This window comes from Chishuiella changwenlii (genome assembly GCF_900142565.1).
In the GTDB taxonomy this organism is placed as follows: Bacteria; Bacteroidota; Bacteroidia; order Flavobacteriales; family Weeksellaceae; genus Empedobacter; species Empedobacter changwenlii.
In genome coordinates, this window is record NZ_FRBH01000007.1 from 33,726 (window position 1) to 48,655 (window position 14,930).

Annotated in this window: 15 protein-coding genes; 7 read left to right on the forward strand and 8 right to left on the reverse strand. The window is 29.6% G+C overall.

Annotation, left to right across the window (positions count from 1 at the left end):
- The first annotated feature begins 24 nt into the window (after nt 1–24).
- Both BUA86_RS09320 and BUA86_RS09325 read left to right on the forward strand, forming a co-directional pair.
- Complete coding sequence (locus BUA86_RS09320) at nt 25–690, forward strand: ComF family protein (protein ID WP_072932116.1); 666 nt, start codon at nt 25–27, stop codon at nt 688–690.
- A 27-nt stretch (nt 691–717) separates the two neighbouring features.
- Nucleotides 718–2,517 (forward strand): Ig-like domain-containing domain, encoded by a 1,800-nt coding sequence (locus BUA86_RS09325; RefSeq protein WP_083580336.1) that lies wholly within the window; start codon nt 718–720, stop codon nt 2,515–2,517.
- Nucleotides 2,518–2,642: 125 nt separating this feature from the next.
- Here the strand turns inward: BUA86_RS09325 and BUA86_RS09330 are convergent, their stop codons facing one another.
- From BUA86_RS09330 to radA, 3 genes are all read right to left on the reverse strand, one after another.
- A complete protein-coding gene (locus tag BUA86_RS09330; RefSeq protein WP_072932118.1) occupies nt 2,643–3,050 on the reverse strand; it encodes a DUF2752 domain-containing protein in 408 nt (135 codons plus the stop codon).
- Nucleotides 3,051–3,066: 16 nt separating this feature from the next.
- Complete coding sequence (locus tag BUA86_RS09335) at nt 3,067–3,417, reverse strand: CD225/dispanin family protein (protein ID WP_072932120.1); 351 nt, start codon at nt 3,415–3,417, stop codon at nt 3,067–3,069.
- 72 nt (nt 3,418–3,489) lie between these two features.
- A complete protein-coding gene (gene radA / locus BUA86_RS09340) occupies nt 3,490–4,854 on the reverse strand; it encodes a DNA repair protein RadA (RefSeq protein WP_072932122.1) in 1,365 nt (454 codons plus the stop codon).
- Between the two features lie 198 nt (nt 4,855–5,052).
- On the opposite strand from radA, the gene BUA86_RS09345 reads away from it, so the two are divergent.
- From BUA86_RS09345 to BUA86_RS09355, 3 genes are all read left to right on the forward strand, one after another.
- Nucleotides 5,053–5,838: a hypothetical protein gene (locus BUA86_RS09345; RefSeq protein WP_072932124.1), complete on the forward strand. Its 786-nt coding sequence runs from the start codon at nt 5,053–5,055 to the stop codon at nt 5,836–5,838.
- A 167-nt stretch (nt 5,839–6,005) separates the two neighbouring features.
- Nucleotides 6,006–6,782, forward strand: coding sequence for a hypothetical protein (locus BUA86_RS09350; RefSeq protein WP_143147290.1), 777 nt, complete (start codon nt 6,006–6,008; stop codon nt 6,780–6,782).
- A gap of 41 nt (nt 6,783–6,823) precedes the next feature.
- Nucleotides 6,824–7,372 (forward strand): GNAT family N-acetyltransferase, encoded by a 549-nt coding sequence (locus tag BUA86_RS09355; protein ID WP_072932128.1) that lies wholly within the window; start codon nt 6,824–6,826, stop codon nt 7,370–7,372.
- A 40-nt stretch (nt 7,373–7,412) separates the two neighbouring features.
- Here BUA86_RS09355 and BUA86_RS09360 read toward each other — a convergent pair whose 3' ends face one another.
- Nucleotides 7,413–8,489, reverse strand: a complete 1,077-nt coding sequence (locus BUA86_RS09360; protein WP_072932130.1) for a baeRF3 domain-containing protein — start codon at nt 8,487–8,489, stop codon at nt 7,413–7,415.
- Nucleotides 8,490–8,661: 172 nt separating this feature from the next.
- On the opposite strand from BUA86_RS09360, the gene BUA86_RS09365 reads away from it, so the two are divergent.
- Together BUA86_RS09365 and BUA86_RS09370 are read left to right on the forward strand one after the other, a co-directional pair.
- Nucleotides 8,662–9,603, forward strand: coding sequence for a hypothetical protein (locus BUA86_RS09365; protein ID WP_072932132.1), 942 nt, complete (start codon nt 8,662–8,664; stop codon nt 9,601–9,603).
- A 146-nt stretch (nt 9,604–9,749) separates the two neighbouring features.
- The gene (locus BUA86_RS09370; protein ID WP_072932134.1) at nt 9,750–10,211 is read left to right on the forward strand and encodes an Lrp/AsnC family transcriptional regulator; all 462 of its coding nucleotides are present in this window, start codon (nt 9,750–9,752) and stop codon (nt 10,209–10,211) included.
- A 12-nt stretch (nt 10,212–10,223) separates the two neighbouring features.
- On the opposite strand, the gene BUA86_RS09375 is transcribed toward BUA86_RS09370, so the two are convergent.
- From BUA86_RS09375 to glmS, 4 genes are all read right to left on the reverse strand, one after another.
- Nucleotides 10,224–10,931, reverse strand: coding sequence for a tRNA1(Val) (adenine(37)-N6)-methyltransferase (locus tag BUA86_RS09375; protein WP_072932136.1), 708 nt, complete (start codon nt 10,929–10,931; stop codon nt 10,224–10,226).
- Nucleotides 10,924–12,372 (reverse strand): ATP-binding protein, encoded by a 1,449-nt coding sequence (locus BUA86_RS09380; RefSeq protein ID WP_229731734.1) that lies wholly within the window; start codon nt 12,370–12,372, stop codon nt 10,924–10,926. The genes BUA86_RS09375 and BUA86_RS09380 overlap by 8 nt, the downstream gene beginning before the upstream one ends.
- A 1-nt stretch (nt 12,373) precedes the next feature.
- Nucleotides 12,374–12,961: a riboflavin synthase gene (locus BUA86_RS09385; protein WP_072932140.1), complete on the reverse strand. Its 588-nt coding sequence runs from the start codon at nt 12,959–12,961 to the stop codon at nt 12,374–12,376.
- Between the two features lie 109 nt (nt 12,962–13,070).
- Nucleotides 13,071–14,918 carry a glutamine--fructose-6-phosphate transaminase (isomerizing) gene (gene glmS, locus BUA86_RS09390; RefSeq protein ID WP_072932142.1) on the reverse strand — a complete coding sequence of 616 codons (1,848 nt, stop codon included), beginning with the start codon at nt 14,916–14,918 and terminating at the stop codon, nt 13,071–13,073.
- Between the last annotated feature and the right edge of the window lie 12 nt (nt 14,919–14,930).

Consider the following 14,930-nt stretch of genomic DNA (forward strand, 5'->3'; position numbering starts at 1 on the left):
TCTAAACTATAATTTGCAAAGGTAATGGAAATCAAAACAATCGTAAATTCTTTGGTAGATTTATTTTTTCCAATGCGATGTTTAGATTGTCAAGAGGTTGTACAATCATCACAAATTTTATGTGTTTCATGTTCTACAAAATTACCTTTTACACATTGGAATTTAAATCAGAATAACATTATTTTCAATACACTAAGAAATAATTGTGTAATAGATAATGCATTTTCTCTGCTTCATTTTAAACATAAAAATATTACACAAAAACTTTTACATGAAATGAAATATAAAAATCGACCAGAAATAGGAATCGATTTGGCTCATTTAGTAAAAGTAGACTTAAGTAATTATGATGGAATAATTCCTATTCCATTACACACGAAACGAATAAAATCGAGAGGTTACAACCAAATAGATGATTTTGCAAGAACATTAGCAGAGATTAATCAAATCAATTATTATGCTGATGGGTTAATTCGTACAAAATATTATTCATCTCAAGTTAAAGAAGATAAAAAACACCGCATGCAAAACTTGAAAGATTCATTTGAAATTGATTCTAATTTGCCTTTTGGTCATTACATTTTAGTGGACGATGTTATTACAACTGGAGCTACATTATCTTCTGCGATTAAAAAGTTTAATTTTTCAGAAAACTTTAAGATAAGTGTAATCACAATAGCATGTGCATAATAAGAAGCTTTTTATTAACTTGCACGCATGAATAAGACGACTCGTATATCGCTTTTAATTTGCTTTATTTTGTTGATTGTTTCGTGTGCTAGACAAGGTACTCCGACAGGAGGACCAAAAGACGAAACACCACCAGTTTTTATAACAGCTGATCCAGATACATTGGCAACAAATGTTGATGTTAATCTAAAAGAAGCCATTATAAATTTTGATGAATATGTTTTACTAAAAGAATATAGTAAGAATGTTGTGGTTTCGCCATCTTTTCAGATTCCACCTATTGTAACACCACAAGCTTTAGCCAAAAAGTTTGTTTCAATTAAATTTCAAGAACCATTGTTACCAAATACGACATATAGTTTCAACTTTGGTGATGCCATTCAGGATTTTAATGAGAATAATAAGTTATCAAACTTTCAGTATGTTTTTTCTACTGGGGCTTTTATAGATTCTTTGAAAGTTACAGGACGAGTAAATTCTTCTTATGATTTCAAATTACCAGAAAAGATATTAGTCGGGCTATATAAAATGGACGAAGAATATAAAGACAGTGTTGTACTTAAAGAAAAACCATATTATATAACTCGTGTTGATAAAGAAGGAAATTATCAGTTGAATTATTTAGCATCAGGTAAGTATAAACTAATTGCATTTGAAGATAAAGTAGAAAATGTAAAATTTGATTATGGTAAAGAACGATTAGCTTTTCATAATGATCCAATCGAGTTAAAAGAGAATCAAAAAGTCAATTTAAATTTATTTAATCAAAAGGCAGATTATCGTAAACCAGAAGCAAGTACTAAACAAGAAGGATTAATTGCATTTCAATTAACAGGAGCTAAGGAAAATGCTACAATAACGCCAATATCTAAGGAATTTAAAACAGCATATATTCAACGTTTTTCTAGAAAGGATTCAGTTAATTTTTGGTTCAACCCTAAAGTTGATACAATAGTAGGTAGATCTGCAAAAATTAATTTTAAAGTACAATACAAAGATAAAGTTGATACAATTAGTGCATTATATTCAAAATCAAACACAGAACATAAATTAGAATTTAAACCACTTAATGATCAGAAGTTAGCGCCTAATAAAAACTTTAGATTACAAGCGAATGTTCCAATTAAAACGATAAATACGAGTAAAATATTTATGTTTAAAGATACTATTGAAGTTCCTTTTAAAGCAACAATAGATTCTTTAAATCCACAAATTATAAATTTTGCATTCGATAAAAACTTAGACGAATCTTTTGAAGCGAATATCTATCCAAATGCTTTTGTAGATGTCTTAGGAGAAAAGAATGATACGCTTGCATATCCTATAAAAATGGGTGTAAGAGGAGATTTTGGACATTTAAAACTAACACTTCAAAATGCACCAACAAAACCGTTTATTTTACAGTTTCTGAAGCATGATAAAGACTTTACTGTAATAGATGAGATTTACAGTCCTGCAAATAAAAATTATTTCGAATTTGGTTTTATAGAACCAGGAGAATATTTATTCCGTTTGTTGGTAGATGAAAACGAAAATGGAGAGTGGGATAGTGGAGATTTTCTTACAGGAAAACAACCAGAAGCAATTTATTTGTATCCTGAGATTATAAAGACCCGTGCAATGTGGGATTCTGCTGAAACCTGGATTTTAGGAGAGGCTAATCAACCAGTTTTCTTACCAAGCGATGAAAAAGATTCGGATAAGAATCGATTAAAAAATGGAGAACTAAAAGAGGACGAGGAACGACAGAATCCTAACTCAAGAAATAATAACAATAATTCAAGAGGTAACAGTATGAATACTGGCGGAAATGGGTTAAGAAGATAATAAAAAAGCGAGCATTTATGCTCGCTTTTTTATTATCTGTATGTTTTTAAAATTTAAATTAATATTAGTTTCTATCAGTTATTTTCCCTTGTCAATTACTTAAAATTATCACTAAATATTTTCATCTAGCTTTCTGGCGCTAAATAAATAAATGGTGAAACAGGAATATTACGCAAAATAGCGTACACAAATAAGAAAATTAAAAAATTTCGTGCAAAACTAGGAGGAAGGTGAAATTTATTTCCAAAAGGAATTTTAAGAAAAATATTTCCAATTATCGCATAATAAGTATAAATCGTAATGTATAAAGCAAAAGGTAATAAAAGATTATGCCTTAATGAAGATAATATATGCCCATGTACAAACAAAGAAAAAGCTCTTTGTCCACCACAACCAGGACACCACAATCCTGTAGCAGAATGAAAAATACACTTTAATGCAAACGGATTTTGATTAGAATAAAAAGCATAAAAATAAATAATCACAATAAGAGGCAATATTGTTGCCAATCCATAAACCAAAATCTGCTTCATTGTATATTATAATATTTTATTGAGCACTTTCTAAAACAGATTTATATTGCTCCATATAAGCCTCAGTTCCACCAGTTATAATAGTTACAAGACTAATAATAAATCCGATAATTCCTAAACCTATTGCAACATAAGAAAGAATTTTAGAATTTTTGGCTGCTTTATCGGCTCCAATGTAGTCACCAGCATCAAATTTAGAGTTAACTTGAGTTGCAAATACAATAGCAACAATTCCAACAATAAGTCCGATACAACAAGGTGAACAAATCCCTAAAACAGTACCAACGATAGCCAAAACTAAATTGTTTTGTGGTTTTGGACGAATTTCTTCAAAAGAAGATTGTGTTGATTGATCAGTATAATCCATAATAGTAAAATTTATTTAGAAATCTAAAATAGAATATTTTAGTCAATAAATCTTTATCAAATCTTTAAATTATCATTGAAATAACATTCGATATAAATCTTCTACTTTTGATATACGAACAATTCTTATTCCGTAGTCAGTATCTTTAATTTTATTATATTTTGAAACAAAAATTACATCAAAACCAAGTTTTTCAGCTTCAGTAATACGTTGTTCAACACGATTTACAGCTCTAATTTCTCCACTTAAACCAACTTCGCCAGCAAAACAACAATTGTCTGGGACAGCAGAATCTTCACTAGAAGATAAAATTGCAGCTATAACAGCCAAATCAATCGCAGGATCATCAACTCTTATTCCTCCAGTAATATTTAAAAAAACATCTTTCATATTTAATCGGAAACCAGCACGTTTTTCTAATACAGCCAAGAGCATATTAAGACGTTTTGCATCAAAACCAGTTGCAGTCCTCTGAGGTGTCCCATAAACAGCCGTAGAAACCAAAGCTTGTATTTCTATTAACATAGGACGAACACCCTCTAAAGTAGCTGCAATGGCGTTTCCACTTAGTAACTCATCTTTCTTCGTAATTAAAACTTCAGACGGATTAGTTACCTCTCTTAAACCAGCACCTTGCATTTCGTAAATTCCGATTTCTGCTGTAGAACCAAAACGATTTTTATTGGCGCGAAGAATTCTATAAATATGGTTTCTATCTCCCTCAAACTGTAATACAACATCTACCATATGTTCTAAAATTTTTGGTCCAGCAATTACGCCTTCTTTTGTAATGTGACCAATTAAAATAATAGGTGTATTAGTTTCTTTAGCATATTGTATCAACTCAAAAGTTGTTTCTCTAATCTGAGAAATACTTCCAGGAGAAGATTCTACATAAGATGTTTGTAATGTTTGTACAGAATCAACAACGATTAATTGAGGTTGAATTTCTTTTGCATGTGCAAATATTTTTTGTGTGTTGGTTTCGGGTAAAACAAAACATTGGTCAGATTCTATTCCAATTCTTTCTGCTCTAAGTTTTACTTGAGAAACAGATTCCTCACCAGATACATATAAAATCTTTATAGTATCTAATTTTAAAGCCACTTGTAGCATTAAAGTAGATTTTCCAACACCAGGTTCTCCACCAACAAGAATAACTGATCCTGGAACAATTCCGCCTCCTAAAACACGATCTAATTCCTGATTTTTTGTTGAAATTCTAGTTTCACCAAGAGGATTAACCTCGCGAATATTCAAAGCAAATGTTTTTTCTTTTTTATCTGCTTTGTCTTTCCACAACTTTTTTTCTTCTCCTTTGTCTACAATTTCTTCTACAATGGTATTCCATTCACCACAACTTTTACATTGTCCCATCCATTGAGAAGTTTGTGTTCCGCAGTTTTGACAGAAATAGGTCGTTTTTGTTTTAGCCATTGTATCTATTTTGAAAACAAAAATAATGTTTTAGAACGACAAACAATGGTGTTTAAAATTTGAAGTTAGTAGACAACTAATAAAAGAGTTAAAAAAATAAATCTAATTTTTAACAAATTCTGAGCTTTAGATAAAGTTGCGTTAAATATTAAAAATCAATAAAAATGTAAATTACTTTTAAATCAAAATTAAACGTGAATGAAAAAATATTTACTCTTTTTTACTTTTATACTTTCTTTCGTACAGGCTCAGAATAAATTAATTTCCGGAAAAATAATGATTGATGGAGATGAGGAATTAATAAATCTTGAAAAAATTAATATTCTCAATTCTAATTCTGATGTAAAAACAACGGCAAATTCTGATGGAATATTCTCTATAAAAGTTAATTTAAATGATGAATTAAGCTTTATTGGTGGAGGGATTGAGCAACGAACATTAAAAATAACTGAAGCTATTTTTAATAAAGGTTTTATAAACATACATCTTACAGTTGAAGTGATTGAGTTGAATGAGGCTAAAGTATTCACACTTAATAAAGATATGTTGAAGAATATTGGTAAAGAAAAATCATTTCAAGAGAAGATGAATGATGAAATGGGAATTGTTACGCATAACTTTAAAGCAAAATTAAACCTTAAAGAAACTGAAACAAGTGTAAGAAGAACAATTGGTCAAGTTGGAGGACTAAGTGCAATAGGCTTGTTCAAAACCATTACTGGCGCTCATAAAAAGATAAAACCACTTCCTAAAATTCAGAAATCTAAACAAGATCAAATAGATGATTTAAAAAGATTTTATACCGAAAACTATTTTGTGGAAGATTTAAAAATTCCGAAAGGAAAAGTTACTGAATTCATTGATTACTGCTTCACTAAATACAACTTTGGTAAACTCTTGAATGAGAATAATTATGATGAAATTCTTAATACAATAGAAGAGCAAGCTCCAAAATATCTAACCAAATTAAAATCAGAAGAATAAATTTCTATTTATGATTAATGGATATAAATTCGATGAGCTTTAAAAAAAATCATGCAACAATACTAATTTAGAACAATTTTTGAAAGAATGTATTTAACGAAATAATTGTAACTTTAGATAACAAGTATTGACTTATTAAAAAAAAATAGAAACTAACAAATACTAAAATGATGAGTAAAATATTATACACAATAGCTTTCAGTTTAATAAGCTTGTTTTCCATTGCACAAACTAATCTTATAACAGGAAAAGTTGTAATTGACGATGCTGTTGCTGGACAAGATGCACTGGAAGGAATTATTGTAGAAAATCAGAAAACACACGCCAAAGCAACTACAAATGCAGAAGGAATGTTCTCAATAAAAGCTTCTGTTGGTGATGAACTTTCTTTTAGTAATGATTTTTATGAAGAAAGATCAGTAAAAGTTTCACAAGAAATGCTGAAGAAAGGATTTATAATTGTCCATCTTAATATAGAGGTTGTAGAGCTTGCAGAAACAACCGTAAATACTTTAGATAAGAATTGGAAAAACAATGTAAAGGATAGTAAAACAAAAGAGACAGCACTTTATGAAGGACTAGGTTTAGACCCTAATATGCAATATAAAAAGGTAAATCCTAATGCAAGTTCTGTTCTTAATGGAAATGGTCCTTTAGATCCTACACAATGGATATCGATGATTTCTGGACAAAAGAAAAAAGCTAAAAAACAAGACCAATATTTTAAACGTGTAGAGAAAATAAAAGCTGTTGAAGATTATTTTACTACAGAATATTTTGTTGAAAGTTTAAACATTCCCGAAAATAAAGTAAATGATTTTGTAACATATTGTTACAGCAATTTTGAGATTGAGAAATTAGTTAAGCAAAATAAATACGAAAGAATAGAGGAGGTTTTTAAAGAGCAAGCTTCAACTTATTTAAACATGATAGAGAAGAAGTAAAACCAAAATTTAAATTTGCTTAACGCTTAACATACAATAAAATGAATTATACACCAATTTTAGAAACTGACCGATTAATTATTCGTCCCATGACTTTAGATGATGTTGAAGGACATTTTAGTATGGATTCTCAACCAGAGGTGCATACTTATCTTAGAGCCGAGCCATTACAAAAGATAGAAGAATCAAAAAAAATGATTGAGTCTATACAAATCCAATATAAAAATTTTGGAGTAGGAAGAGTTGCTGTTATCGAAAAGGAGTCAGGAGAATTTATTGGTTGGACAGGGTTTAAATTTATTGAAGAAAAGGAAGCAATAAATAATCAGTTTGGATTTTTAGATTTTGGTTATCGATATAAAAAAGAGGCTTGGGGAAAAGGATATGCAACCGAAGCAGCAAAAGCTTGTATGGATTATTATTGGAAAGAAATGACACATTTTAAATTAAATGCCTTAACACATATCGAAAATAAAGCATCAAGAAATGTTCTTGAAAAAATTGGTTTCGAAGTAACCGAAACATTCATTTTTGACTTATGGGAAATTGATTGTTTTTGGTATGAATTAAAATCGGGAATAAAGTTTTAAAACTTTATTCCCGATTCTATTTAAAATTCACAACAGGTATTTAATACCTCGTTTTTAAAACAATTTTCCCGATGTCTTTAATTTCATCTTGACTCGTAAAAAATACTTTTCCTTTTTTAGTTATTACTTCCCAAGCAATCGTACTTGTTATATCGTCAATTGCGCCATTTTCTGTAGGATCTTCTACAATATCAAAAGTTCTGTCATCTAACATCTGAACAGCTTGATGAAAATCTTGATGGACAATTAGTAATTCTCCTTTTCCATCAATCGCTGCTTGATAAATTTCTTGTAAATCTGTAATTACCTGACCTTTTCCTACAGCTTCATGCATTTCTGCTATATAACTTTCTCTCTCTTTGTGTTGTTTATCTTTTATACAATCCCAAGCTAATTTCATGAACTCATTTTTTTGAGTAGGCGAATTAAAATCAGTAGAAACACTGCCAATATATAGAGAAGGAACATCTGCCACAGTTAATAATAAACTGTAGTTTTCGTCTGTAGAAACAACTAAACAAGGCAAAGCGTGTTCTGGATTAGCTCTTATAAGTGCTTTATCTACTTGATTATAAAATTCTTTTAATTGATTGGATTGTCTATTTCCTTTAGAGAATAAATGAGACAAGTTGTAAGCTTCCTCAGTGTAAGGAAAGTCGTCGTTTTCTATTTCTCTTACAATAGAGTCATTTAATGCTTCGTATAAATGAACCCCTTTTTGTGTAAGATAAAGAACAAGATATTCTTTATTTCGGTTAATTTCTTTTATTAATGGGCGAATAGCAAAAGATTCATCAATCCAAACCCCTTCCTGATTTAATGGCCAAGTTGTTCGTATAAACTCGAAAGTATCTTTAGATAAATAGATATTTAAGCTTTCTAAGTTTTTATTAACTTCTAATTCGTCTGGTAATTGATTCAATTTTTCTAAAACATCTAGAACTTCTTTTTTATCATATTCTTTCAGAATTCTTTCTTCGGCTTCTTTTACTAGGTTTTTAAGTTGAATAACATCTTTCTGATTATCGGGCGAACTTCTATGCGTATTGAAAGCAATCGTAACCGATGGAGAGTTTCTTTTAGTTGCCAAATCTAATAATTGATCTTTTATACTCATAAATAATAAAAATTTAGTTAGATAATTTTATTAAGGTAAAAATTATAAAGCATAAATAATTGAAAATAAGATAAATTAACTTTTTGTAAACAAATCTTTAAGTTTTTGAAAAATTGTGATTAGAATAGAAATCTTACATTTGATAAATAGACATTAATATCAATTTAATTAAATGAAATTAGCGCTCACATTAGGTTTTAGTATTCTGTTATCTCAATTAAGTTTTTCTCAAAAAATCTTAACAGATGAATATGAACAGAAAATAACATTAAACGATTTTAGGTTAAAAGGAAAAGTAAAAAAAGTCATTTCAACAGCAACAGATTCTAATGGGAATTCTGCTACTTTACCATTGTATGAAAATGAATATTATGATCAAGTTTCTTTAGAATTTAATGAAAAAGGTCTTTTAGATAAGCGAGTTAATTATTTAGATTATAGAGGAAAATTAGGTGTTTATAACTATGTTGATTACGTGTATAAAACATCTTATTTGTTAGATAATCAAGTTAATACAATTGTTAATAACGGAGAGGATCCTAAACGAGTTGCATCAAACAAATCATATTACTACGACAATAAAAATCAAGTAATAAAACTTATAGATAAGGTAGAAGGTAGGTCTTCGAAATCTACTTATGAAACGAATTTTATTTATTCGAACAGATTAGATAAAATTGTTACTAAAGTCGAAAACTCTATCTCTACAGAGAATAATTTAACTTACAATAAAAATGGGTTTTTAGTTTTGAATGAATCAACATCGTTTGATGGAAAGAAAGGTCGAAAATCATATTATTTATACGATAATAAAACACCAATATATAAAGAAGAAATTGCAGGAAGTTTAAGTTCTATAACTTTTTATGATAAAGGTTCAATTTCTAAAATTCAATCCTTTGACACAGATAAAAATTTAAATTACGAGGCATTATATAATTCTAATAATGAAATTGAATCATTAAAAACTCAATCTTTTATAGTGGGAAAGTCAACTCTTACAAATTACAAGGTTACCTATGATTACGATGAAAAAGGAAATTGGATAAAAGCTAAAATAACATCAAATGGCGTATCAAAGTTTAATGTAAATAGGTCGATTTACTATTTTTAGAGTAGGCTTATGCAAACCTCTTTTCATCTTGATTCTGACAATTATTTAAGATATTAAATTGTTGAAAAGTAAAAAGTAAGATAATTCAGCTTTTTAAGCTTATTTTTGAGAAACAAAACACTCTTTGTCTCATATAAAATATTTAGATGGACTCTTTAGATACAATTGATTTAGAATTATTGAGAATCTTACAAAAAGATTCGAAATTGACTGTTAAGAAGATTGCTGAAATGGTAAATCTTTCACCTTCTCCAGTTTTCGAACGAATAAAAAGATTAGAACAACAAGGTTACATAAAAAATTACAGAGCTGTTTTAGATGCGGAAAAATTAAACAAAGGTTTTATGGTTTTCTGCAGTATAAAATTAAAACAACATGACAGAGTAATTGGAAATAAATTAGTAGAAGATATTCTTTTAATTGATGAGGTTGTAGAATGCTACAATATTTCGGGTGAATATGACTTTATTTTAAAAGTACAGGTCTTAGATATGAAACATTACCAAGACTTTGTTTTTAATAAACTAGGAGGCTTAGAAAGCATAGGAAGCACACATAGTTCTTTTGTAATGGCAGAAATTAAAAATACATACGGAATCAATTTCTAAATGAGCCACTTATTACATTTTTAGATAAAAATCCTTTGTTAATTTTATATAATTCTGTGTGTATTGATGTCTTTCTTCTTCAATAATTAAAGTTTCTTCTGTAGTTTCTCTTTCTTGAAAAGAAAATTCTAGTAAAACTCTTTTTATAGGTGAAGTATTATTCCCTTTTATATAAAGTGTTTTATTCAATTTAAGCTTATTCTTAGATGCTATTTCTGTAAAAATAACACACTGATCGTAAGGAATTATAAAACATGTAGAACCCGTCTCGTTTAAGAGTGAAGCTGTTTTATGAATTAAATCGTCGAAATTTAATGTTTCTTGTTGGCGAGCTTGTTTTCTTTGATCAAAATCTACCAAATTATTCACGGTAAAAAATGGTGGATTACTTACAATCAAATCATATTTCTTTGATGTGGAATAATCTTGAAATGAACTTTCATAAATTGATAATTGCGAAGAAAAAGTAGAATTTTCAAAATTAGATTTTGCTTGTAAATACGCCTCATGATCTATTTCTACAGCATCAATATCTGTATCTGTAAATCGTTGTGCTAACATTAATGAAATTAAACCTGTGCCTGTTCCAACATCTAGAATTGTTTTTCCTTTATATAGGTTTGCCCATGCGCCAAGTAGAACACCATCTGTTCCAACTTTCATTGCTGTTTTATCTTGTAGAATTTCGAATTGTTTAAATCGAAAAGGTTTTTTACTCATGGTATGGAATCAAAATATAGAATGTAGTACCAACAGAAACTTCAGATTCGAAACGGATTGTACCATCGTAATCATCTATAATTTTCTTCACCATTGGTAAACCAATTCCCATTCCACTATTTTTAGTGGTAAACTTAGGTACAAATATAGAACTTTGAGCTTCAACAGGAATTCCCTCTCCGTTGTCTTTTATAGTGATGTGAACGAAGTTATCTAATAACATAACATCTACCTTCACTTTAGCTTTTCGCGTGTGTGGAATGGATTGAAATGCGTTTTTAGTAATATTTGTAATTACCCTGTTCAAATATTGCTTATCAAAACGCATCATTATTGCTTTTGGCGAATAGTTAAATTCTACATATTCTGCAGGGAAAACGTATAAAGCATTTTTTATAACATCTATAATGTCAATCTTTTCATCATTACGAGAAGGCATTTTTGCAAAATCAGAAAATGCTTCTGCAATACTTGATATGGTATCTATTTGTTGCAACAAGATGTTTCCTGTTCGCATTGTTTTTTCTTCTAAATTGGGATCATTAATATCAAATTTACGCATGTGGTTCTGAATCATTAATCGCATTGGCGTTAATGGATTTCTTACTTCATGTGCAACTTGCCTTGCAAAATCTCTCCAAGCTTCTTCTCGCTCTTGTTTTGCAATTAAATCTGACTGATGTTTTAGCTTTTTCAGCATGTCGTTGTACGAATCAACTAAAACCTTAATTTCATCGTTCCCATCATAACGAATGGGCATGTTATTTACAATAACTTCGGTTTCTCTAATGCGATCTGCAAAAGACCATAATCTTGTTAAAGTTTTCTTTGTAACAAAATATACAGCCAATGTTCCAAATAAAATAATAACGGCAAATGCTAACCCATAACTTCCTATTAGGGTAAACATGTCTTGTTGTAAAAAGTCTTGATTAGATTGATATGGTAAACATAGAATAGCAATATTTTCGTTGTAATAATTTTTTATATTGCTGTAAGATGAATAAATATCATTCTCGTTATTTGTGTCTTTATTGGTAATAATAATCTCGTTGTTATTCTTTAGCCTATCAAGGATTTTTTGAGGTAAAACGTTATAAGTTGTAGAAACTGGTTGAGTAGTTAAAATCTTATTTCCACGTAAATCATAAATAACAATATCTGTTTTATTGATGTCTCCAATTCTCAGGAAACCTTCCTCAAGAATATTGTGTATATTTTCTTTTGTAGCGACTCCGGGAAAATTATCCATTTCATAATCCAAGGCAGCTTCTACAGCTCTTACTTTACGTTTTAAAATATCTTCGTGATATTGTTTAGTCTGATTATTAAAATGATTAGCAGTAATTAATAAAATAGCTCCTGCAGTAAATAGCAATATCGTTACCATATAAATGATAATTCGAACTGGTAGCGAAAAACTATTATTTTTTTTATTCATCTTACTTTTGGACTAATCTTTTTACATATTTTCCAATGATATCAAATTCTAAGTTTAATGTATCTCCAACCTTTGCATTACTTAAATTAGTAAAATCCCATGTGTAAGGAATTATGGCAACGGAAAATTCTCCTACTTTACTATCTACTACGGTTAAACTAATACCGTTTAAACAAATAGATCCTTTTTCTACAGTTACATTTTTTGTACTGTCTTCATCGTAAGCAATTGTTATAAAATAACTTCCTTCTTGGTTGTCTATTGAGATAATTTTTCCTGTCTGATCTACATGACCTTGAACAATATGACCATCTATACGACCATTAAACTGCAAACATCGTTCTAAATTTATCGAGTCGCCAATATTTAATGTGTTAAAATTTGTTTTCTGTATCGTTTCTTCTATAGCTGTAACCTTATAAAGGTCGTCTTTAAAATCTACAACAGTTAAGCAAACTCCGTTATGGGAAACACTTTGATCGATTTTTAATTCATCTACAAAATCTGCTTTTATCCATAAATGCAAATTTGTTTGCTCTTGTTCTATTTTAACAAGTTTTCCTAAACTTTCTACAATTCCGGTAAACATGATTAATTTTTTTTGTGAAAATAATGATTAATTATACAAATATAAAATAAGATAGGGATGATTTTTTAACATCATCCCTATCTTGTATTCTAATAAAAATTGTTTTTTTTTATTCTACTGTAACAGATTTTGCTAAGTTACGAGGTTGATCAACATTTTTATCTAATTTAACTGCAATCCAATATGATAATAATTGTAATGGAATAGCTGTTAAAATAGGAGAAAATTCTTCTACAGTTTCTGGGATTACTACATAATCATCAGACATAGCAACAACTTGTGTATCTCCTTCGTTTACGATAGAGATTACTTTTGCACTACGAGATTTGATTTCTTGTATATTAGAAACTACTTTTTCATAATATCCTTTCTTAGGAGCAATAACAATAACTGGCATATTTTCATCCAATAAAGCAATTGGTCCATGTTTCATTTCAGCAGCAGGATATCCTTCTGCATGGATATAAGAAATTTCTTTTAATTTTAATGCACCTTCTAAAGCAGATGGATAGTTATATCCACGACCTAAATAAATAGCATTTTTGTTGTCTTTATATTTTTCAGCAATTCTATCAATTACCCCTTCACAGTTATCAAGAATTTGTTGTACTAAATTTGGAATACGCTCTAATTCTCTTGTTAACACAGTGAATTTTTCTGTTGATAATTGACCATTGTGTTTTCCTAATTTTAAAGCAATAAGAGCTAAAACAGTTAACTGAGCAGTAAATGCTTTTGTAGAAGCAACCCCAATTTCTGGTCCAGCATGTGTATAAGCTCCAGCATCAGTAATACGTGCAATAGAAGAACCAACAACATTGTTAATTCCAAAAATAAACGCACCTGCTTCTTTTGCTAACTTTAATGCTGCTAAAGTATCTGCAGTTTCTCCAGATTGAGAAATAGCAATTACAACATCTTCTTTATTAATGATAGGATTACGGTAACGGAATTCTGATGCATATTCAACTTCAACAGGAATACGAGCAAAATCCTCAATCATATATTCAGCAACTAATCCTGCATGGTATGATGTACCACAAGCAACGATTATAATACGTTTTGCATTTAAGAATTTTTCTTGATGATCCCAAATACCAGCCATTTTGATAATTCCTTCGTCTACTAAAAGACGTCCACGCATTGTATCGCGAATAGAACGAGGTTGTTCGTAGATTTCTTTTAACATGAAATGCTCAAAACCACCTTTTTCAATTGCTTCAATATTCATTTGTAATTCTTGAATATCTAAAGATACTGGCTCATTATTTTGAATTGTACGAATGTCAACATCTTTATTTAAAGTAATTGTTGCCATATCACCATCTTCTAAATAAATGGCATCTTTTGTAAATTCAATAAATGGAGAAGCATCAGAAGCTACAAAGAACTCATCTTTTCCAATTCCAATTGCTAATGGAGAACCTAATCTACCAACAACAATTGTGTCAGCTTGTTCTTTATCAAGAACAGCAATTGCATACGCTCCAATAACTTCATTAAGTGCAACACGAACAGCATCTGTTAAATTTAAATCTTGCTCTTCTTGGAACAATTGAATAAAGTTAACTAGAACTTCTGTATCTGTATCGCTATGAAAAACGTATCCTTTATCTAACAATAATTGTTTAATAGCTTCGTAATTCTCAATAATTCCATTGTGAACTAAAACCAAACGCCCATTATTAGACATGTGTGGATGAGAGTTTACATCATTAGGAACACCATGTGTTGCCCAACGCGTATGTCCTACACCTAAATGTGGAGTTTTGTCTAAGCCTGAAGATTTCTCTTCTAAATCAGAAACTTTTCCTTTTGTTTTTACTAATTCAAAATCAGAACCAGTTGATAAAACCAGACCTGCGCTATCATATCCTCGATATTCTAGTCTTTTAAGGCCATTTATAATAATTGGATACGCCTCTCGGTGTCCAATATATCCTACAATTCCACACATAATATTCTATAG

Excerpts from the sequence above, each read along its gene's own strand:
- BUA86_RS09320 (WP_072932116.1), top strand. The coding sequence starts at position 25 with ATGGAAATCAAAACAATCGTAAATTCTTTGGTAGATTTATTTTTTCCA.
- BUA86_RS09325 (WP_083580336.1), top strand. The coding sequence starts at position 718 with ATGAATAAGACGACTCGTATATCGCTTTTAATTTGCTTTATTTTGTTG.
- BUA86_RS09330 (WP_072932118.1), bottom strand. The coding sequence starts at position 3,050 with ATGAAGCAGATTTTGGTTTATGGATTGGCAACAATATTGCCTCTTATT.
- BUA86_RS09335 (WP_072932120.1), bottom strand. The coding sequence starts at position 3,417 with ATGGATTATACTGATCAATCAACACAATCTTCTTTTGAAGAAATTCGT.
- radA (WP_072932122.1), bottom strand. The coding sequence starts at position 4,854 with ATGGCTAAAACAAAAACGACCTATTTCTGTCAAAACTGCGGAACACAA.
- BUA86_RS09345 (WP_072932124.1), top strand. The coding sequence starts at position 5,053 with ATGAAAAAATATTTACTCTTTTTTACTTTTATACTTTCTTTCGTACAG.
- BUA86_RS09350 (WP_143147290.1), top strand. The coding sequence starts at position 6,006 with ATGATGAGTAAAATATTATACACAATAGCTTTCAGTTTAATAAGCTTG.
- BUA86_RS09355 (WP_072932128.1), top strand. The coding sequence starts at position 6,824 with ATGAATTATACACCAATTTTAGAAACTGACCGATTAATTATTCGTCCC.
- BUA86_RS09360 (WP_072932130.1), bottom strand. The coding sequence starts at position 8,489 with ATGAGTATAAAAGATCAATTATTAGATTTGGCAACTAAAAGAAACTCT.
- BUA86_RS09365 (WP_072932132.1), top strand. The coding sequence starts at position 8,662 with ATGAAATTAGCGCTCACATTAGGTTTTAGTATTCTGTTATCTCAATTA.
- BUA86_RS09370 (WP_072932134.1), top strand. The coding sequence starts at position 9,750 with ATGGACTCTTTAGATACAATTGATTTAGAATTATTGAGAATCTTACAA.
- BUA86_RS09375 (WP_072932136.1), bottom strand. The coding sequence starts at position 10,931 with ATGAGTAAAAAACCTTTTCGATTTAAACAATTCGAAATTCTACAAGAT.
- BUA86_RS09380 (WP_229731734.1), bottom strand. The coding sequence starts at position 12,372 with ATGAATAAAAAAAATAATAGTTTTTCGCTACCAGTTCGAATTATCATT.
- BUA86_RS09385 (WP_072932140.1), bottom strand. The coding sequence starts at position 12,961 with ATGTTTACCGGAATTGTAGAAAGTTTAGGAAAACTTGTTAAAATAGAA.
- glmS (WP_072932142.1), bottom strand. The coding sequence starts at position 14,918 with ATGTGTGGAATTGTAGGATATATTGGACACCGAGAGGCGTATCCAATT.